The 19091-nt window shown below is 71.7% G+C and carries 15 protein-coding genes and 1 pseudogene; 12 read left to right on the top strand and 4 right to left on the bottom strand.

Features of this window, described 5'->3' with window-relative positions; all coding sequences use genetic code 11:
• Positions 1–50: 50 nt before the first annotated feature.
• The 7 genes and pseudogenes from OHT77_RS43220 to OHT77_RS43190 form a co-directional block, all read left to right on the top strand.
• Positions 51–3191 (top strand): annotated as a pseudogene (locus tag OHT77_RS43220) (type I polyketide synthase); the annotation flags it as partial.
• On the top strand, positions 3188–5509 hold the full coding sequence (locus tag OHT77_RS43215) for a type I polyketide synthase (protein ID WP_328833844.1): 2322 nt from the start codon (positions 3188–3190) through the stop codon (positions 5507–5509). The pseudogene OHT77_RS43220 and the gene OHT77_RS43215, both read left to right, overlap by 4 nt.
• Positions 5510–5583: 74 nt before the next feature.
• Complete coding sequence (gene ccrA / locus OHT77_RS43210) at positions 5584–6945, top strand: crotonyl-CoA carboxylase/reductase (protein ID WP_328833843.1); 1362 nt, start codon at positions 5584–5586, stop codon at positions 6943–6945.
• A gap of 73 nt (positions 6946–7018) precedes the next feature.
• The gene (locus OHT77_RS43205) at positions 7019–7852 is read left to right on the top strand and encodes a methyltransferase domain-containing protein (RefSeq protein ID WP_328833842.1); all 834 of its coding nucleotides are present in this window, start codon (positions 7019–7021) and stop codon (positions 7850–7852) included.
• 166 nt (positions 7853–8018) lie between these two features.
• Positions 8019–8570, top strand: a complete 552-nt coding sequence (locus OHT77_RS43200; RefSeq protein WP_328833841.1) for a YciI family protein — start codon at positions 8019–8021, stop codon at positions 8568–8570.
• 155 nt (positions 8571–8725) lie between these two features.
• The gene (locus tag OHT77_RS43195) at positions 8726–9172 is read left to right on the top strand and encodes a DUF6884 domain-containing protein (RefSeq protein WP_328833840.1); all 447 of its coding nucleotides are present in this window, start codon (positions 8726–8728) and stop codon (positions 9170–9172) included.
• Between the two features lie 126 nt (positions 9173–9298).
• On the top strand, positions 9299–9667 hold the full coding sequence (locus OHT77_RS43190) for an NUDIX hydrolase (protein WP_328833839.1): 369 nt from the start codon (positions 9299–9301) through the stop codon (positions 9665–9667).
• 42 nt (positions 9668–9709) lie between these two features.
• Here the strand turns inward: OHT77_RS43190 and OHT77_RS43185 are convergent, their stop codons facing one another.
• Entirely contained in the window at positions 9710–10141 is a 432-nt protein-coding gene (locus OHT77_RS43185; RefSeq protein WP_266775292.1) for a MarR family winged helix-turn-helix transcriptional regulator, read from the bottom strand.
• 219 nt (positions 10142–10360) lie between these two features.
• On the opposite strand from OHT77_RS43185, the gene OHT77_RS43180 reads away from it, so the two are divergent.
• Positions 10361–11770 (top strand): DHA2 family efflux MFS transporter permease subunit, encoded by a 1410-nt coding sequence (locus OHT77_RS43180; RefSeq protein WP_328834496.1) that lies wholly within the window; start codon positions 10361–10363, stop codon positions 11768–11770.
• A gap of 58 nt (positions 11771–11828) precedes the next feature.
• Here the strand turns inward: OHT77_RS43180 and OHT77_RS43175 are convergent, their stop codons facing one another.
• Positions 11829–12557: a hypothetical protein gene (locus OHT77_RS43175; RefSeq protein ID WP_328833838.1), complete on the bottom strand. Its 729-nt coding sequence runs from the start codon at positions 12555–12557 to the stop codon at positions 11829–11831.
• Between the two features lie 86 nt (positions 12558–12643).
• Positions 12644–13129: a MarR family winged helix-turn-helix transcriptional regulator gene (locus tag OHT77_RS43170; protein ID WP_328833837.1), complete on the bottom strand. Its 486-nt coding sequence runs from the start codon at positions 13127–13129 to the stop codon at positions 12644–12646.
• 75 nt (positions 13130–13204) lie between these two features.
• On the opposite strand from OHT77_RS43170, the gene OHT77_RS43165 reads away from it, so the two are divergent.
• Positions 13205–15316: an MMPL family transporter gene (locus OHT77_RS43165; protein ID WP_328833836.1), complete on the top strand. Its 2112-nt coding sequence runs from the start codon at positions 13205–13207 to the stop codon at positions 15314–15316.
• Positions 15317–15371: 55 nt separating this feature from the next.
• Here OHT77_RS43165 and OHT77_RS43160 read toward each other — a convergent pair whose 3' ends face one another.
• A complete protein-coding gene (locus tag OHT77_RS43160) occupies positions 15372–16241 on the bottom strand; it encodes a UbiA family prenyltransferase (protein ID WP_328833835.1) in 870 nt (289 codons plus the stop codon).
• Between the two features lie 149 nt (positions 16242–16390).
• Between OHT77_RS43160 and OHT77_RS43155 the strand changes: the two genes are divergently transcribed.
• Genes OHT77_RS43155 through OHT77_RS43145 form a run of 3 tightly spaced genes read left to right on the top strand, consistent with a single transcriptional unit; the run spans position 16391 to position 19052 of the window.
• Positions 16391–17458 (top strand): type III polyketide synthase, encoded by a 1068-nt coding sequence (locus tag OHT77_RS43155; RefSeq protein WP_328834495.1) that lies wholly within the window; start codon positions 16391–16393, stop codon positions 17456–17458.
• A 44-nt stretch (positions 17459–17502) separates the two neighbouring features.
• Positions 17503–18042 carry an isoprenylcysteine carboxyl methyltransferase family protein gene (locus OHT77_RS43150; protein ID WP_328833834.1) on the top strand — a complete coding sequence of 180 codons (540 nt, stop codon included), beginning with the start codon at positions 17503–17505 and terminating at the stop codon, positions 18040–18042.
• Complete coding sequence (locus tag OHT77_RS43145) at positions 18039–19052, top strand: NAD(P)/FAD-dependent oxidoreductase (protein ID WP_328833833.1); 1014 nt, start codon at positions 18039–18041, stop codon at positions 19050–19052. The genes OHT77_RS43150 and OHT77_RS43145 overlap by 4 nt, the downstream gene beginning before the upstream one ends.
• Positions 19053–19091: the final 39 nt, after the last annotated feature.

The raw sequence follows: 19091 nt of genomic DNA, 5'->3' as shown, positions 1-19091 counted from the left end.
ATCAGCGAGCGGAAAGGAAGCGTTCCGTGGAGGACACGCGGGTCATCGAGTACTTGAAGCGGGTGACGGCCGATCTGCACCGCGCCCGCGCCCGGCTCCTGGAGCTGGAGTCCGGCCGCCAGGAGCCGATCGCGATCGTGTCGGCGGCGTGCCGCTTCCCCGGCGGCATCGACTCGCCCGAGGACCTGTGGCGGGCGGTCGTCGAGGAGCGCGACCTGATCTCGGCGATGCCCGCCGACCGCGGCTGGGACATCGACGAGCTGTACGACCCCGACCCCGACAGCGTCGGCAAGATGTACGTCAAGGAGGGCGGCTTCCTCCAGGACGCCGGCGGTTTCGACGCGGGGCTCTTCGGCATCCCGCCCCGCGAGGCGCTCTCCATGGACCCCCAGCAGCGGCTGCTCCTGGAGGTCACCTGGGAGACGTTCGAACGCGCGGGCCTCGACCCGCACGGCCTGGGCGGCAGCAAAACCGGCGTCTTCATCGGCGTCCTCTCCCACGACCACGGAACCCGGCTCACCCCGGCCCCCGAAGGCTTCGAGGGCATGATCGGCGCGGGCAGCGCGGGCAGCATCGCGTCCGGGCGGTTGGCGTACGTCTACGGCCTGGAGGGTCCGGCGCTGACGATCGACACCGCCTGCTCGTCCTCCCTCGTCTCCCTGCACCTCGCCATGCAGTCGCTCCGCAACGGCGAATGCGACCTCGCCGTGGCGGGCGGCTCGACCGTGATGTCGACGGTGGAGTCGTTCATCGAGTTCTCCCGGCAGCGCGGCCTGGCACCCGACGCCCGCATCAAGGCCTTCGACGACGCGGCCGACGGCTCGTCCTGGAGCGAGGGCGTCGGGACCCTGCTGGTCGAACGCCTCTCCGACGCACGCCGCCACGGACACCCCGTCCTTGCCGTCGTCCGAGGCTCAGCCATCAACCAGGACGGCGCCTCCAACGGCCTCACCGCACCCAACGGCCGCAGCCAAGCCCGCCTCATCCAGCAGGCGTTGGAGAACGCGCACCTCACCACGGCCGACGTGGACATCGTCGAGGCACACGGCACCGGCACCCGCCTGGGCGACCCCATCGAGGCACAGGCACTCCTCGCCACCTACGGCCAACAGCGGCCGGCGGAACGCCCGTTGTGGCTCGGCTCGGTGAAGACCAACATCGGGCACACGCAGGCCGCCGCAGGCATGGCGGGCATCATCAAGATGATCTGGGCGATGCGCGAGGGCGTCCTCCCCCGCAGCCTCAACCTCTCCGAGCCCACGACCCAAGTCGACTGGAGCGAGGGCAACATACGCCTCCTCGACAAGGCCCACCCCTGGCCCGACACCGACCGCCCCCGACGCGCCGGGGTCTCGTCCTTCGGCATCAGCGGCACGAACGCCCACGTGATCCTTGAGCAACCGGACTCCCCCACCCTCGACGAGGAACCCCAACCACCCACGGGCGAGGTGCCGTTGGTGGTGTCGGCGGGCAGCGCGGCAGCACTGGCCGCATACGGAAAACGACTCGCCGACCACCTGGACGCCCAACCCACCCTTCAACTCACCGACGTCGCCCACGCGTTGGTCACCACCCGGGCGCTCCTGCCGCACCGAGCCGTCGTCGTCGCGGAAGACCGCGAGGGTGCGATCAGCGGACTCCGCGCACTCGCCGAGGGACGCCCCGCACCCCACGTCGTCACGAGCACAGGACCCGTCAGCCCGGCGCGACGCGGACCGGTGTTCGTGTTCCCCGGGCAGGGCTCCCAGTGGGCGCACATGGCCCACGGCCTGTACGCGAGCAGCCCGGTCTTCCGCGAAGCTCTGGACGCCTGCGCCACCGCCCTCGACCCGCTCACCGGCTGGTCCCTCATCGACACACTCACCGGAGAAGACGAGGCCTGGCTGGAGCGGGTGGACATGGTCCAACCCGCCCTCTTCGCGATGATGACCAGCCTCGCCCGCCTCTGGATGTCCTACGGCGTCCAACCCGCCGCCGTCATCGGCCACTCGCAAGGTGAGATCGCCGCCGCACACATCGCTGGCATCCTCTCCCTGGCCGACGCCGCACGCATCGTCACCGTCCGCTCGACCGCCATGCGCCACCTCTCCGGCCACGGCGGCATGGCCACCGTCAGCGCGAGCGCCGACTGGGTGACGGACCACGCGGGCGACCACATCACCATCGCCGCCCACAACTCCCCCACCACCACGGTCATCAGCGGCACACCCACGGCCCTGGATCAACTCACCGCTGAATGGGCGCCGTTGGGCGTGCGCGTACGACGAGTCAACGTGGACTACGCCTCCCACTCACCCCAAGTCGACGCCCACCACGACCACATCACCGCCACGCTCGCCGACATCCGTCCGCGGCCGGCGGCCCTCCCGATGGTCTCCACCGTCACCGGTGAACCGGTCCAAGGCCCCGAACTGGACGCGGACTACTGGTACTTCAACCTCCGCCGGCCGGTCCGCTTCCACCAGGCACTGTCTCACCTCACGACCACCGGTCACCACACCATCATCGAAGCGAGCCCGCACCCCGTCCTCATCCCGGCCATCGAAGAGACGGCAGAGGCGACCGGCGTGCCCCTCACCGCACTTCACTCCCTCCGCCGCAACGCCCCGGCCCACTTCACCACCGCGCTCGCCCACGCCCACACCACCGGCACCACTCCCACCTGGACGACCGCCGGACGCACGATTCCCCTCCCGACCTACCCCTTCCAACACCACCACTACTGGCTGGAGTCGAGCCCGACTCCCCTGCGCTCAAGCGGCGGCCCGGCTCCCTCCCCGGACGTGCCCCTGCACGACCCCGTCGCGGAGTTCCGGGAGCGGCTGGCCGGGCTCTCTCGCGCGGAAGTGGCCGAGGAGATGTTGGATCTCGTGCGTACCCATGCGGCGGTCGCGCTCGGGCACGACTCGGTGGAGCCGATCCTCGTCGACCGGCCGTTCCAGGAGCTGGGCTTCGAGTCGCTGACGGCCGTCACGCTGCGCAAACGGCTGGTGGCCGCGCTGGAGTTCGCCCTGCCGGTCAGCGTGGCCTTCGACTACCCGACCCCGCAGCTGCTCGCGGAGCACCTGGCCGACGTGCACCAGGAACAGTTCGGGACGACGCCCGTCGACGACGGGACGGGGCTGGACGACGCGACCGACGACGAGTTGTTCGCGCTCATCGACAACGACAGCTCCGAGGAGTCGTCATGACCGAGGCCGCGCAGAGCGAGGTCAGGCTCCGCGAGTATCTGCGCAAGGCGACCGTCGGTCTCCAGGAGGAGCGTCGGCGGGTGCGTGAACTCACCGACCGCGTCGCCGAGTTGGAGAACGGGGGCGCGACCGCGAGCGGGCGGGACGCGGTCGCCGTGATCGGCATGGGGTGCCGTTGGCCCGGCGGTATCGACACGCCGGACGCTCTGTGGCAGGCGCTGGCGGAGGGGCGGGACTGTCTGACGCCGTTCCCCACCGACCGCGGCTGGGACGTCGACGGGCTCTACGACCCGGAACCCGGGGTGCCGGGCCGGTGCTGTGTGCGGGAGGGCGGGTTCCTCACGGACGCGAGCGCCTTCGACGCCGCGTTCTTCGGCTACACGCCGGACGAGTCCGCCGGTACGGATCCGCAGCAGCGCCTGCTCCTGCAGACGGCGTGGGAGGCCGTGGAGAGCGCGGGCATCGACCCGTTGTCGCTCGGCGGTTCGGCGACGGGTGTGTTCGTGGGCCTGACCCCGCAGGGGTACGCCGGGACCGACGCAGGCCGGGAGCGCCCCGAGGAGGGCACGGACTATCTGGCCGTGGGCACGCTGCCCAGCGCCGCGTCCGGCCGTATCTCGTACTTCCTGGGGCTGCACGGCCCGGCGCTGACCGTGGACACCGCCTGCTCGTCGTCCCTGTCCGCACTGCACCTGGCCCGGCAGGCCCTCCTCACCGGCGAGTGCTCGCTCACCCTGGCGGCCGGCGTCACCGTGATCGCCGTACCGGATGTGTTCCTGGAGCACAGCCGGCTCAGCGCCCTGGCCCGGGACGGCCGTACGAAACCGTTCTCCGCGAAGGCCGACGGCGGGAACTGGGCCGAGGGGGTCGGGGTCCTCCTCCTGGAACGCCTCTCCGACGCCGAGCGCCACGGCCACCCCGTGCTCGCGGTCGTGCGCGGGTCCGCGGTCGGCCAGAACGGCACCAGCAACGGCCTCGCCGTACCCAACGGACCCGGTCAACAGCGGGTGATGGAAAGGGCGTTGGCCGATGCGCGGCTCATGGCCGCGGACGTGGACTTCGTCGAGGCGCACGGCACCGGGACGCCGCTCGGGGACGTGATGGAGGCCGAGGCGATGCTCCGCGTCTACGGCCGCGAACGGGACGCGGACCGCCCGCTGCTCTTCGGGTCGGTGAAGTCCAACTTCGGTCACACGCAGTCGGCTTCGGGTATGGCCGGCGTCATGAAGTCGGTCCTCGCCCTCGCCCACGGCACTGTCCCCGCCACCCTCAACTGCGAGCCGCCGCTGGAGACGGTGGAGCGTTCGCAGGGGACGTTGCGTGCGGTGTCGGCGGGGGTGCCGTGGCCCGAGTCCGACCGGCCCAGGCGCGCGGCCGTGACCGCGCTCGGCGCGGGCGGGACGAACGGCCACGTGATCCTGGAACAGCCCGCACGACCGGCCTGGTCCCGCGACTCGACCTCCCCTGAGCGGGATGTGCCTGCGGTGCCCTGGATCCTGTCCGCGAAGGACCCGGCGGCGTTGCGGGGACAGGCCCGCAAGCTGCTGCTCCATGTGGAGGAGCAGCCGGAGACCGACCTCGACATCGCGTACTCCTTGGCGGTCACGCGGAGCGCCTTCACCCACCGTGCGGCCGTGTTCGGTGCCGATCGTAAACAACTCCTTTCAGGGTTACGGGCGTTGGCGGACGGCGAGCAGGACGGCCCCGGGCTCGTGTCGGGGCGTGCGCGTACGGCGAAGACCCTGCTGGTCTGCTCGGGGCTACCCGGCGACCTGCCTTCCCGGGCTCGACTCCCCTGGGCATGGCCGGTGTTCGCGAAGGCGGTCGCGGAGGTCGACGAGGCATTGAGTCCGTATCTGCCGGGGTCGCTCGCCGAGCGGCTCGGCGGCGGGGATGCACCGCCGAGCGGTGAAGTCCCGTCCCCTGTCGTGTCGTTCGGGTTGTCCTTGGTCCTTGCCCGGCTGTGGCGGATGTGCGGCGTGCGTCCCGCGGCGTACGTCGGGGAGGGCGGACCGGGTCGGTGGGCCGCCGCGTATCTGAGGAGAACCTGCAGCTGGGAGGCGGCGCTCGACGGGCTCGACGCCGGTCGCGGTCCTGCCGCGGAGACTCCGCCGACCGCCTCGACGTCCGGCCTGATCCACCTGCCCGCGATCCCCGCATCCGATGGTGAACCCGACTCCTTTGTGCGGCAGTTGGGTGAGGCGTTCGTGGCGGGGGTCAGACTCGACTGGGCCGGGGTGTACGCCGGGCTGGGCGCGCGGCGCGTGCCGTTGCCGACGTACGCCTTCCGGCAGGACCACCACTGGTCCTTCGCATGACGACGGACCGGTGGCCGTGTGTACGGCGCCCCGCTGTGTCCCCTTCCGCAGTCCCCGAACAGAGGTGAGTTGAGATGTCGTTGTCCGATGCGGTGATGTCCGGGGCGTCGCCCGATGAGCTCGAACGCACGCCGCTGCCAAGCCACTTCACCGCCGCCCATCTGCGTGTCGAGGACGAGGGTGCCTTCGCCGACCACGCGGAGGACGCCGACAAGGACGTGCGGCACACGCTGCACGTCGGTGAGGTGCCGGTGCCCGAGCTGGCGCCCGACGAGGTGCTGGTCGCCGTGATGGCCAGCTCGGTGAACTACAACACCGTCTGGTCGGCCAAGTTCGAGCCGCTGTCCACGTTCCGCTTCCTGCGTTCCTACGGCCGCGAGGGCGGCTGGGCGGCCCGGCACGACCAGCCCTTCCACGTCCTGGGTTCCGACGCGGCCGGTGTCGTCGTACGGGTCGGCACAGGGGTCCGGCACTGGCGCATCGGCGACCACGTCATGGTCAACGCCGCGTACGTGGACGACCAGGAGCCGATCAGCCAGGCCGACGGCATGCTCGGCGAGCATCAGCTCGCGTGGGGGTACGAGACCAACTACGGCGGCCTGGCGCACTATTCGGTGGCGCGGGCGAGCCAACTCATCCCCAAACCGGCCCACTTGACGTGGGAGGAAGCGGCGACGATCCCGGCGTGCGCGGGGACGGCGTACCGGATGCTGGTGAGTGACCGCGGTGCCCGGATGAAGCAGGGCGATGTCGTGCTGATCTGGGGCGCGTCCGGTGGACTCGGCGCGTACGCGGCCCAGTTGGTGAAGAACGGTGGCGGGATCGCCGTCGGTGTGGTCGGCTCGGAGGAGAAGGCGGAGGCCGCCCGCAGGCTGGGCTGCGATGTGGTCGTCAACCGGGAGGACATCGGCATCGGGGACGACACCGGTGACGACCCCGCGCAGGTCGCGGCGGCCGGGAAGCGGCTCGGCCGGCGGGTGCGGGCCGCCGTGGGGGCGGATCCCGACATCGTCTTCGAGCATGTGGGCCGGTCGACCTTCGGGATCTCGGTGTTCATCGTGCGGCGCGGCGGGACGGTGGTCACGTGCGGGTCGAGCACCGGGTACATCCACCAGTTCGACAACCGCTATCTGTGGATGCGGCTGAAGCGCGTCATCGGCAGCCATGTCGCCAACCTCCAGGAACAGGTGGAGTGCGCGCGTCTCTTCGAACAGGGCGGTGTCGTACCGACGTTGTCGTCCCTCTTCCCGCTGTCCGAGGTCGGGGAGGCGACCCGCCTGGTCCAGCTCAACCAGCACATCGGCAAGGTCGGCGTGCTGTGTCTCGCCCCCGAACGCGGGCTCGGTGTCACCGCGCCGGAACTGCGCGCCCGGATCGGCGAGGACGCCCTCAACCCGCTGCGGTCCTTCGCCGCCCGCCCCGAACCGGTCGCGTGAGGCGCCCGGCCCTCCTTTCCAGCTCGTCCGACTCGACCGCCCATCGCACCCGTTGAACCGAAAGGCCGTTGCCATGACCGACTCCGCCCAGACCCTCCCCGTGCCGGAAGCCGTCGGCAAGCTGTACGACCGGCTGACGCTGACCGCGCTGCGCGACGGCACGTTCAACCCGAACATCCACATCGGCTTCTGGGACACGCCCGACTCCAAGGCCACGCTGGAGGAGGCTGTGGACCGGCTCACCGATGTGCTCATCGAGCGGCTGCTGGTCGACGAGACGGACCATGTCCTGGACGTCGGCTGCGGGGTGGGCGGTCCTGGCCTGCGGGTCGTGGAGAGCACCGGTGCCAGGCTCACCGGCATCAGCATCAGCGAGGAGCAGGTGAAGACCGCGAACCGGCTCGCCGAGGAGGCCGGCCGCGCGGACCGTGCCGTCTTCCAGCGCGCAGACGCGATGCAACTCCCCTTCGAGGACGCGTCGTTCGACGCGGTGATGGCGCTCGAGTCCATCATCCACATGCCCGACCGGGAGACGGTCCTCACCGAGGTGGCCCGCGTGCTGCGCCCCGGTGGCCGGCTCGTCCTGACGGATGTCTTCGAGCGCGCTCCGCGGAAGGTCCCGCGGCACCCGTCCATCGACAAGTTCTGCCGCAACTTCATGGTGACCCTGGCGGACGTCGACGGCTATGTGGCGATGCTGCACCGTTCGGGGCTGCGGCTGCGGGGGCTGCTCGACATCACGGAGCACACGCAGCAGCGGACCTTCCAGGAGCTGTCGCGGCCGGTCGAGGGCGCGGACCGCCACGAGGCCCTCGGCCAGACCAACCTGCCGGACCTCTTCCAGCCCTCCGACATGCTGGGCGTGGACGAGTTCGGGTGCATATTGGTGGCGGCCGTGCGTCCCTGACCTGCGCGTCCGGCCGCGTCGGGGGCAGATTCGCCATCTGCCTCCGGTCAGGCCACACCCTGACCGGTGCCTCCGATCGGACCGCGCCCCCCTGCGGCCCGATCGGAGGTCCGGTCGCCGGAGAATCCACTCGCCCCGACAACACCTGGCGAGGGATCCTCTGCGCATGGAGTTCCTCTGCTACCACCGCGACCGGCCCGGCTCCCTCGCCCTGCGCGACGAACTGATCGAAGAGCACTGGTCCTACATGGACGGGTACGCGAAGGAGATGATCGCCCGGGGCCCGACGCTCGCCGCCGACGGAGACACCGCCACCGGAAGCGTGCACATCCTCGACCTCCCCGATCCGGGCGCCGCCCGCGCGTTCGCCTTCGACGAGCCGAACTACCAGGCCGGTGTCTACCGCGACGTACTGCTGCGGCGCTGGCGCAACACCCTGGGCCGCACCATGTGGGACTTCCCCGGCGGCAGGACCGGCGGCAACCGGTACCTGGTCCTCGGCCTCGGCACCGGGCAGGCCGTCGACCTCACGTTGCCGTCCGGCCGGGACCAACTCATCGCGTACGGACCCCTGTTGTCCGACGACGGCGACACCTGGCTCGGCACGGCCGCACTGCTGCGGGCGCCTGATCCGGAGACGGCGGGCGCGGTACTGACCCGGGACCGGTACGCCGACGTCGAAGTGCACCCCTGGCAGTTCGGCGGCCGACCCACCTGATCGGTGAGGGACCCGCTGGGAGGCACGACCTCTCAGCAGCGAGGAAACCGGTCGTGGCACCGGCACCGGTCACCGAGGCATGCTGACTGTTCGACGAACCGCGGTTCTCCAGGCACAGGCACGCCTCCCTGGGACCCAGAACAGGACAGCCAGGCATGACCCCGAACGACCAACTCGCCTACTACAAGCCGGAACTCGTCGTCATCCCGTGCGGCAGCCGCAAACTGGACCACCCCGCACGGGCGGCGGACCTGTACACCGGCTCGTACCACCGGGCGTGCCGCGCGGCGGCCGAGGCGCTACGCCCCGACCGGCTGCTGATCCTCTCCGCGCGCTACGGCCTACTCGACCTCGACGACGTCGTCGAGCCGTACGACACCCCGCACGGCACGAAGGAGTCGGTGACCTCCCAACTCCTCCTGGAACAGGCCACGTTGCGGAACATCGTCCGCCTCGACCCCGTGATCGCCCTCGGCGGCGCCCGCCACGTCGGTCTCGTCCACTCCGTGTGGCCACACGCCCTCACCCCGCTGACCGGCACCCGTGGCATGGGCGAGCAGATGGCGCGGCTCGTGGCGCTGCGCAACGGGACCGCCGGCTAGCCGGGACGGGACCCCCAGCAGGTCACAGTGGCTCCGGACCGCGTGAACCGCCCCACCTCGGGTAGGAGACCGGCTCGGACGCGGCCGGACGAACGGTCGCGCCATGCACGAAAGGACGGTCGGAACATGGCGTTGGAGCAGGTCGGCGGGGACGTGGTGGATGCGGTCGTCGTGAATGACGGGCATGTGCTGCTGGTGGAAGGGCAGGGCGGCTGGGGACTGCCGTCCGGGGTCCCCGAGGACGCCGAGACCGAGCAGGCCACCGCAGCGCGGGCGGTGTACGAACTCACCGGGTTCCTCGTGGACGGGTCCAGTCTGCTGGAGTCGGGGACGGCGGGGCGATCGGCCGTCGTGTGTCATCTGCTGAGCGCGGACCCGTCGGGGGAGGCCCAGCTCACGGCGGGGCAACTCCGCTGGGCGCCGTTCGCCGACGCCATCGCGGCCGGGCTGCCGGCGGTCGTGCAGACCTACCTGGAGGGGCACTCGCCGGTGTAGGAAACCCGGTTCCCCGTGTGACGCCACCGGCGGGCGCGGTTCTCAGGCCGTCGCCTTCCGGATGCGCGCCAGCAGGGTCCGGAGCTGGGCGCGGTCCTCGGTGTCCAGCTCCGCCGTCGCCTCCGCGAGGGCGAGGCCGTCGACCTCCTCGGCCTCGCGGTGGCAGTCGCGGCCCTTGTCGGTGAGGCGGAGCAGGAACGCGCGGCGGTCGTGGGGATGGCGTACGCGCTCCACCAGACCGTCGCGTTCGAGGCTGTCGACGATGCTGGTCGCGGTCCGCGCCGCGACACCGGTCATCTCGCTCAAGTCCCGCATACGGAGCGGCTGTTCGGCCCGGGCGAGCATCCGCAGGGCGCGCAGCCGGGCGACCGAGGCGCCGTTCGCGCGCAGCCGGGTCTCGACGAACTGCCGTAGCTGGTGCGTCGTCTCGTAGAGCTCGTCGACCAGGATGTCGCTGCTGCCGTGCACTGCCATGGCGTTCCCCGTTCCGTGGTGAGGGCCGATTGTACGAGCCCGGCCGGGACCAATGAGCACTCACATAGTGAGTATGCTCAGCATGTGCTGCCGTTCCGACGCCGTCCCGTCCCCCTCGCCCTCCGCCGTCGCTCTCGAACCCCCCGAGACCTTCAGAGTCCCGGACGTCTCCCAGCTCTCCAACGCCTCCGCCCCAGCCAGCGGTTGGTGGTCCCCGTCATGTGCGTCTGCGTGACGTTCATCGCGATCGTCGACGGGGCGATCACGACCGTGGCGCTCCCGTCGATCGCCCGCCAGTTCGGGCTGACGACGGCCGCCCTGGACGGGGTGGTCGTCGTCTACCCGGTCTGCCTGGCGATGGCGATCCCCGCCTCCGCCTGGCTGGTCGAACGCTTCGGCGCCAAGCGGGTCCTGCTCACCGCCCTCGGCGCCTTCCTCGGCTCGTCGCTGCTGTGCGGCGCGGCGGCCGACCTCGGCCAGCTCGTCGCCGCCCGCGCGGTGCAGGGCCTGTCCGCCGGACTGCTCTTCCCTGCCGCGACCTCGCTGCTCTTCAGCACCTTCAACTCCTGGGAGCAGGTGCGGATTTCGCGGTACATGATCATCCCGCAGCAGATAGCCCCGGCCGCCGCGCCCATCCTCGGCGGCCTGCTGGTGGACAACCTGTCCTGGCGTTGGGTGTTCTACGTCAACCTGCCGCTCGGCCTGCCCGCCGTGGTGTTCGGGGCACTGTTCCTGGCCGAGCACCGCGGGCACCGGCCCGGCCGTTTCGACCTGACCGGGCTGCTGTTGAGCGCGGCGGCTCTGGGCGCGGTGATGTTCGGAGTCTGCGAGGGCCCGAACCGCGGCTGGTCCTCGCCCTCCGTCGTCACCGCCCTCGCGCTGGGCGCGGTGCTGCTCGCCGCCGCCATCGCCTTCGAACTCCGGGTCTCCGAGCCCCTGTTGAAGCTCCAGCTCTTCGCGGACCGGCTCTTCCGGGACACCAACCTGATCAACCTGGTGGGCCTGGTGCCGATCCTCGGCGCGATGTACCTCGGGCCGCTCTTCCTCCAACAGGGGCAGGGCCGTTCGGCGTTGGAGTCGGGCACCAGCACCTTCCCCGAGGCGTTCGGTGTACTGCTGACCGTCCAGGTCGCCGGGATCCTCTACTCCAGGGTCGGCCCCCGGATCATCATCGGCTGCGGTCTGGCCATGGTGAGCGGGGTCCTGCTGCTCTTCGCCACCTGCGACCAGGACACGGGCCTGTGGACGTTCCGCGCCTACATGTTCCTGCTCGGCGTCGGCATGGGCGGGGTGTTCATGCCGACCACGGTGGCCTCGCTGGCGACCGTCTCCCGCAAGGACCTGGCCCAGGCCTCCATGCTCAACACGGTCGTACGCCAGACCGGTGGCGCCTTCGCCCCGGCGGCGGTGACCACGGCCCTGGTCCTGAGCACCCCGTCGACAGCCGCGGCCCATCCCCCGATCACCGCCTACCAGCACGCGTACGTGGCCCTGGCCGCCCTCGCCGCGGCCACCGCCCTCTTCGCCTTCACCATCCCCGACGGCCCGGCCCGCACCGCCGCCGCACGCGGCACCACGGCGTCCGGAGGAGCCGCTCCGGCACGACGGCGGCACGAGGAGGCGCACTAGGGCCCGCTCGCTCGCAAGGTGCGGGCCATTAGGTCATCGAGGGTCAGTCACGCGCGTTCTACGACGTCCACGGCGTGCCGTGCGTCAACTCCGGCCACGCCGACGGAGGCGGGCCGAACGCGCGCCGGCTGGCCCTGACACTCAGTGCGCCGATGGCGGCATTGGCGCCACCGCCGATCACCGCGCCGATCCCGAACGGTGCCACGCGGCCGAGCACGATGATGCCCTGCTTGGTCCCGTACTTCGTGATGAAGTTCTTGCCCAGGACCTTGTTGATCTGACGCAGCGTCTCGATCGGGACCTTGGCTACCACCTGGCGCCCCCAGTGCTGCCCCGTACGCTCCGCGACTTTGGTGACGGTGGCGGAACCGGACCCGCCGAGCATGATCCCCATCACGATCGTCCGGCGGCGCTCGATCTCGTCGATGGGGACTCCGTGGACCTCTGCGATGGACAGCGCGAAGAGGGCGCTGAGTTCGAGTGACGAGAACACCTCGCCCGCCGACAGCGCCAGGGCGACTCCCGTGCCGACGCCGGGCGCGGCGGCGGTCGCTCCCACGGCGGCACCCGTGCCGCTCAGGGCACTGACGTACATCCGCTCAAGACTGCGGATCACCTGCGCGGGTGTCGCCTCGGCGTTCCGCTGCCGGGCGCGGGCGATGTTCTTGCGCACCAGCGGGCTCTGGAGGTCGATCGCCTTGTTCAGGAGGTCGAGGACCTGCTGTCCACGTGCCGCTTCTTCCGGTTCCGATTCCGCTTCCGGTCCCCCGTGGGCATCATTCGCCATGCCGTGAACTCCCCCTGTCGTCACGTCCCCAGTGAGCCTCACACTCAAGCAGGCGAGTGGACCCTGTGTCAGAGGATTCAAGCCGTTCAGCGGCTCAGGTGGGCGAGTTCCCGGTTCATCTCGGCGAGGAAGCGGACGACGACCGCCAGTTCGTCGGTGGTGAAGCGCTCGCATGCGGCCGCGGTGCCGTGGGCCAGCGGCCGGAAGTACTCAGCGGCTACGCGCCGGCCCGCCGCCGCGTAGCGCAGGTGCACCACACGGCGGTCGTCGACCGCTCGGACGCGCTGGATGTGCCCCGCCTTCTCCAGGCGGTCGATGCACGCGGTCACCGCACCGGACGTGAGGCTGAGCCGCTCGCGCAGTCGGCCGGGCGTCATGGGCCCCTCGTAGGTGTCGTCGTCGAGGATCGCGATCAGAGCCAGCACGTCGGTGAGGTGCAGCCCCTGGGCCTGGGCGAACCTGTGGGCGATGCGATTGAACTCGGCGTTCATTCCGCGCAGGAGCACAGCGAAGGACTGCAGTCCCGTCGGATCGTCCCCGGGCAGGGGCGACGAGGAGTTGTTGACGGGCATGGCCCCAGTATATGTTCTCTCAATCATTGAGATACTTGATGATTGACTTAATTCCGCAGCAGCCTGAGGACTTCCATGGGAACCACACAGCGCCGGGCCCGGTGGCTCGTACCGCTCGTCCTGCTCTTCGTGTGGCTGGGCGCGGGCGCGACCCTCGGTCCCTACGCCGGGAAACTGGGCGAGGTGGCCACCAACGACCAGGCCGCGTTTCTGCCGCAGAGCGCGGAGTCGACCAAGGTGCTCAAGGCCCGGGAGGCGTTCGACCAGTCCGAGACCCTGCCGGCCATCGTGATCTGGACGGCGCACGGCGACCGGATCACCAAGGCCCAGCAGACCGCCGCCACCCGCGCGGTCGGCACACTCGCCGGAGAGCCGGGCGTGGTCGGCCGCCCCTCCCCCGCCCTCCTCTCCGAGGACGGACAGGCCATGCAGTCCGTCGTCCAGCTGAGGTCCGACCTCGGAGAGAACCTCCCGGATGTCCTCGGCACGGTGCGCGAGGCGGTCCGGGGCGTCCCGGCGGCCACCGCGCAGATCGCGGGCCCGGCGGCGAGCCAGGCAGACCTGGCCGACGCCTTCGGGGGCATCGACGGACTGCTGTTGGCGGTGGCGCTCGGCGCCGTGCTGGTGATCCTGCTGCTCGTCTACCGGAGCGTCCTGCTGCCGTTCCTGATCATCCTCGGAGCGGTGTTCGCTCTGGGGGTGGCCTGCGCCGTCGTCTACGCGCTCGCGGACCGGGGCATCGTCCGGGTCGACGGGCAGATCCAGGGCATTCTGTCCATCCTCGTGATCGGCGCCGCCACCGACTACGCGCTCCTGCTGACCGCCCGCTTCCGTGAGGAACTCGCCGTGCGCGAGAACCGGACGGCCGCCGCGGTGGCCGCTGTACGGCGCTCGTTCGGCGCGATCACGGCGAGCGCCGCGACCGTGGCGCTCGGCCTGCTGGCCCTTCTCGCCAGCGACCTCACGAACAACCGCGCTCTCGGCCCGGTCGGCGCCATCGGCATCGCGTGCGCCATGCTCTCCGCACTCACCTTCCTGCCGGCCGTACTGGCGCTGCTGGGCCGCACCGCCTTCTGGCCTTCCCTGCCGAAGGCGTCGGACGCGTCCGTGGAAGGGCACGGTGTGTGGGGGCGGATCGGCGCGGCCGTGGACGCGCGACCGCGGCGGACCTGGGTGGTGACCGCGCTCGTCCTGGCGGTCTTCGCGGCCTTCTCGCCCTCGCTGTCCGCCAAGGGCGTCCCCCTCGACGAGATCTTCGTGAACGATGCGCCCTCGGTCGCCGCTCAGAAGACGCTCGGGCAGCACTTCCCCGGCGGATCCGGCAACCCCGCCGTGATCATCGCCGACGCCGACCGGGCCGCTCAGGTGACGACAGCGGCCAGGAACACCAAGGGGGTGGCGTCGGTCGGCGCCGTCTCCGCCTCGGGGCGGCCCGGCGCCGGTACACCGCTCGTCGTCGGCGGCCGGGTGCGGATCGACGCCGTCCTGGAAGCCGCGGCCGACAGCGACGCCGCCAAGGGGACCGTCGCCCGGCTGCGCACGAACCTGCACGCCGTGGCCGGGGCCGACGCCCTGGTCGGCGGGTACACGGCACAGCAGTACGACACCCAGCGGACCGCGGCCCGCGACCGCACCGTCATCGTGCCCATCGTGCTCGGCATCATCCTGCTGATCCTGATGCTCCTGCTGCGCTCGCTGCTGGTGCCGCTGCTGCTGGTGGCCACCGTCGGGCTCAACTTCCTGGCGACGCTCGGGGTGTCGGCGCTCGTCTTCCAGCACGTTCTCGGCTTCAGCGGCACGGATGCCTCGGTGCCGCTGTACGGGTTCGTGTTCCTGGTGGCACTCGGCGTCGACTACAACATCTTCCTGATGTCCCGGGTCCGGGAGGAGGCCCTCGTACTCGGCACACGGCGAGGCGTACTGCGCGGGCTGACCACCACCGGAGGAGTGATCACCTCGGCAGGTGTGGTGCTCGCCGCGACGTTCGCGGCCCTGATGGTCATCCCGCTCGCCTTCCTGGTCCAGATCGCGTTCATCGTGGCCTTCGGCGTCCTCCTGGACACGTTCGTGGTCCGTTCGCTCCTGGTGCCCGCCCTCGTGATCGACATCGGCCCCCGGGCGTGGTGGCCGAGTGCCCTGGCCCGAGACACCACAGGACACGGGACCGGGCCGAAGCCCCCGGCGTGACGAGGGCGTTGCCCGTCGAGGCGCAACGTCTTCTCCCCGCCCGGGGGTTCCGCGGTCAGGCGATCCCGGTGCCGCGCACCAGCAGCAGGGCCACGTCCACCACCGCCACGACGACCGCCGCCGCGAACGCCGCCCGCTCCCGGCGGCGTCCCAGCACCGTCCCCGCCACCGCGACCAGGCCGGCCAATGCCAGCGCCGCCACTCCCCACCGGCCGGGTGGTCCGGCGGGCCCGAGTGCCAGCACCACGGACGCGGCCACCAGCGGCACCGGCAGCAGCAGCCGCGCGCCGTCCGGGCCCAGCCGTTGCGGCCAGCCCCGTACGCCGATGGCCAGATCCCCGCGGATGTCCGGCAGCACATCGCCCAGATGGGCGCCGACCCCCAGCAACGCACCGGCGGTGACGACCCACCAGGCCGGCCACGGCTGTCCCGGCAGTCCCAGCGCCACGAACGCCGGGAGCGCGGCGAAGCCCACCGCGTACGGCGCCCAGGACCATGCCGTCGCCTTGAGCCGCAGGTCGTACGCCCACGCCGCCGCCACCGCGGCCAGGTGAACGACGCCCGCCCACAGGCCGCACGCGAACGACAGCGGCACGCAGAGCGCCAGCGCGGCGCACGCGGCCACCCACACCTCCGTCACACCGACCGTGCCGTCGACGACGGGTTTGCCGCGGCGGCCGGCGGCGATGTCCCGGCGCGCGTCGAAGGCGTCGTTGCACCAGCCGACGGACAGCTGCCCGGTCAGCACGGCGGCAGCCGTCAGGACACACCGCGCGGCGCCCTGACCGGCCGTCACGGCGAGAGCGGCCGTCAGGGCGGTGACCGCCACGACGGGCCCGGGGTGACACGACCCGGCCAGGCCGGCCACCCGGTCGGCCCAACTCACCCCGGGGCCGCCGGTCGTCGAGTGCTCGGGAGTGCCCACCCGGCCGATCGTAGGCGCCCGGGCCGCACCCGGCTGCCGCACACGCTCCGCCGGGCGGACGGCCGTACGGGCGATCCATGGTGACGAAGTCCCGGTCCGGGGAAGTGCTGGGGAGCGACTCACTCCAGTCGCCGACCGGACGGAACCACATGACGCGGATCGCCGCCGTTCACGGTGCTCTCGCACCGCACCGCCGAAGCCAGTCCGAGATCACCGACATAGTGGCCCGCACCTGCCTGCCGCAGGGCGCGGACCGCCGGGTCCTGGACCGGCTGCACCGCAGCGCGGAGGTCCACTCGCGTCACATGACACTGCCGCTCGAACGGTACGGAGAACTCGACGGATTCGGCGCCGCGAACGACGTCTACGTCACCGCCGCCACCGACCTCGGCGCCAAGGCCGTCCGGGACGCACTGCACCTGGCCGGTCTGTCCCCGGCCGACGTGGACCTGCTGGTCTTCACCTCCGTCACCGGCATCGCCATCCCTTCCATCGACGCCCGGCTGGTCGGCCGTCTCGGCCTGCGACCGGACGTCACCCGGCTCCCTCTGTTCGGCCTGGGCTGTGCCGGCGGCGCCGCCGGCCTGTCCCGGGTGCACGACTACCTGCTGGGCCGGCCCGACGACGTGGCGGTGCTGCTCTCGGTCGAGCTGTGCTCGCTCACCTTCCAGCGCGACGACGCCTCCATGGCCAACCTGGTCGCCACCGGACTGTTCGGCGACGGCGCCGCCGCGGTCGTGGCCTGCGGCGCGAACCGTCCGCGGCGCCCGGACGAGACCGCCGGCCCGACGATCGTGGACACCCGCAGCCACCTGTACCCGGACACCGGGCGCGTCATGGGCTGGGACATCAAGGACACCGGCTTCCGGATCGTCCTCGACCCGCGGGTCCCCGATGTCGTACGCAGCTATCTCGCCGACGACGTCGAGGGGTTCCTCGGCGACCACGGGATCAAGCAGAAGGACGTGACCGCCTGGGTGTGCCACCCCGGCGGCCCCAAGGTCCTTCGGGCCGTCACCGAGGCCCTCAACCTGCCCGACGGCGCACTGGACGTGACCTGGCGTCATCTCGCCGACGTCGGCAACCTGTCCTCGTCGTCGGTGCTCCACGTACTGCGCGACACCCTCGCCGAACACCGCCCGCCGCCGGGCACCCCGGGAGTGCTGCTGGCCATGGGACCCGGCTTCGCCTGCGAACTCGTCCTGCTGCGCTGGTAGTTCCGGCCTCGAAGACACGAAGGACACGAAGGACTCAGGGACACATGATCTGGTACGGACTGCTGGTGGCCGCCGTCGCCGCCGAGCGCGTCGCCGAACTCGTCGTCGCCCGCCGCAACGAACGCTGGAGCACCGCCCGCGGCGCGACTGTCGCCGGGCGGGGCCATTACCCGGCGATGGTCGCCCTCCACACCGGTCTGCTGGTCGCCTGCCCGGCCGAGGTCTGGCTGGCGGACCGGCCCTTCGTACCCGCTCTGGCGTGGCCGATGCTGGCCGTGCTGGCGGGCGCGCAGGCGCTGCGGTGGTGGTGCATCCATGCTCTGGGACCCCGCTGGAACACCCAGGTGATCGTCGTACCCGGCCTGCCGCTGGTGACGAGCGGCCCCTACCGGTGGCGGTGGCTGCGGCATCCGAACTACGTGGCCGTCGTCGCCGAGGGCGTGGCCCTGCCGCTCGTCCACACCGCATGGGTCACCGCAACCGCGTTCACGGTGCTCAACGCCGCCCTGCTCACCGTGCGCATCCGCTGCGAGAACGAGGCCCTGGCCGCAGCGTCCATGCCGACCACGGCCGCTCCGGCGTGATCGACGTACTCGTGGCCGGGGGCGGGCCCGCCGGACTGGCCGCCGCCATCCACGCCGCGCTCGCCGGCCTGGAGGCCGTCGTCGTCGAACCCCGGACCTCACCCGTGGACAAGGCCTGCGGAGAAGGAGTCATGCCCGGTGGAGTCGCCGCGCTGCGAACGCTGGGCGTCGAGGTCACCGGCCGCGAACTGCGCGGCATCCGCTACGTGGACGGCACCACCCGCGCCGAGGCGTCCTTCCGCGACGGCAACGGGCTGGGCATCCGCCGTACGGCACTGCACTCCGCCCTGCACCGGCGCGCTCTCGGTCTCGGCGTGCGCATGCTTCAGGGCAAGGTCGGCGAGGTACGCCAGAGCGCGGACACGGTCACCGCCGCCGGAACCACGGCCCGCTGGCTGATCGCCGCCGACGGCCTGCACTCCCCGCTGCGGCGCGGGCTGGGCCTGGAGCTGCCCGGCCGCCCCCACGGCCGCTACGGACTGCGCCGCCACTACCGCGTCGCGCCGTGGACGGACTTCGTCGAGGTCCACTGGTCCCGGCACGGCGAGGCCTATGTGACACCGGTCGACGACGACCTGGTCGGCGTCGCGGTCCTCAGCCGCAACCGCCGTGGCTACGACGCCCACCTCGCCGACTTCCCGGCCCTCACGGCATGCCTGGGCGGCCCGACCGCGACGGAGGTACGCGGCGCCGGCCCGCTGCGGCAACGGGTGCGGCGCAGAACCGCCGGCCGTGTCCTGCTGGTCGGCGACGCCGCGGGCTACCTGGACGCCCTCACCGGCGAGGGCATCGCCCTCGCGCTGGCGACGGCCGGGGCAGCCGTCCGCTGCCTGGTGGCGGACCGCCCGGACGCATACGAGCGCGCCTGGACCCGGCTGACCCGACGTCACCGGTTGCTGACCGGTGCCCTGCTGACCGCGAGCCACCGTCCTGGCACCGCCCGCCTGATCGTCCCGGCGGCATCCCGAATGCCCCCGCTGTTCTCCGCCGCGGTCCACGCACTGCAGTAGCGCTCACCGCCCGCCCGGGACCCGGCCGGAGGAGACCGG

It is taken from the genome of Streptomyces sp. NBC_00252, assembly GCF_036187565.1.
Taxonomy (GTDB): domain Bacteria; phylum Actinomycetota; class Actinomycetes; order Streptomycetales; family Streptomycetaceae; genus Streptomyces.
The sequence above is the reverse complement of the archived record's forward strand: the minus strand, read 5'-3'. Positions and strand labels throughout refer to the sequence as shown.

Excerpts from the sequence above, each read along its gene's own strand:
- OHT77_RS43215 (WP_328833844.1), top strand. The coding sequence starts at position 3,188 with ATGACCGAGGCCGCGCAGAGCGAGGTCAGGCTCCGCGAGTATCTGCGC.
- ccrA (WP_328833843.1), top strand. The coding sequence starts at position 5,584 with ATGTCGTTGTCCGATGCGGTGATGTCCGGGGCGTCGCCCGATGAGCTC.
- OHT77_RS43205 (WP_328833842.1), top strand. The coding sequence starts at position 7,019 with ATGACCGACTCCGCCCAGACCCTCCCCGTGCCGGAAGCCGTCGGCAAG.
- OHT77_RS43200 (WP_328833841.1), top strand. The coding sequence starts at position 8,019 with ATGGAGTTCCTCTGCTACCACCGCGACCGGCCCGGCTCCCTCGCCCTG.
- OHT77_RS43195 (WP_328833840.1), top strand. The coding sequence starts at position 8,726 with ATGACCCCGAACGACCAACTCGCCTACTACAAGCCGGAACTCGTCGTC.
- OHT77_RS43190 (WP_328833839.1), top strand. The coding sequence starts at position 9,299 with ATGGCGTTGGAGCAGGTCGGCGGGGACGTGGTGGATGCGGTCGTCGTG.
- OHT77_RS43185 (WP_266775292.1), bottom strand. The coding sequence starts at position 10,141 with ATGGCAGTGCACGGCAGCAGCGACATCCTGGTCGACGAGCTCTACGAG.
- OHT77_RS43180 (WP_328834496.1), top strand. The coding sequence starts at position 10,361 with ATGTGCGTCTGCGTGACGTTCATCGCGATCGTCGACGGGGCGATCACG.
- OHT77_RS43175 (WP_328833838.1), bottom strand. The coding sequence starts at position 12,557 with ATGGCGAATGATGCCCACGGGGGACCGGAAGCGGAATCGGAACCGGAA.
- OHT77_RS43170 (WP_328833837.1), bottom strand. The coding sequence starts at position 13,129 with ATGCCCGTCAACAACTCCTCGTCGCCCCTGCCCGGGGACGATCCGACG.
- OHT77_RS43165 (WP_328833836.1), top strand. The coding sequence starts at position 13,205 with ATGGGAACCACACAGCGCCGGGCCCGGTGGCTCGTACCGCTCGTCCTG.
- OHT77_RS43155 (WP_328834495.1), top strand. The coding sequence starts at position 16,391 with ATGACGCGGATCGCCGCCGTTCACGGTGCTCTCGCACCGCACCGCCGA.
- OHT77_RS43150 (WP_328833834.1), top strand. The coding sequence starts at position 17,503 with ATGATCTGGTACGGACTGCTGGTGGCCGCCGTCGCCGCCGAGCGCGTC.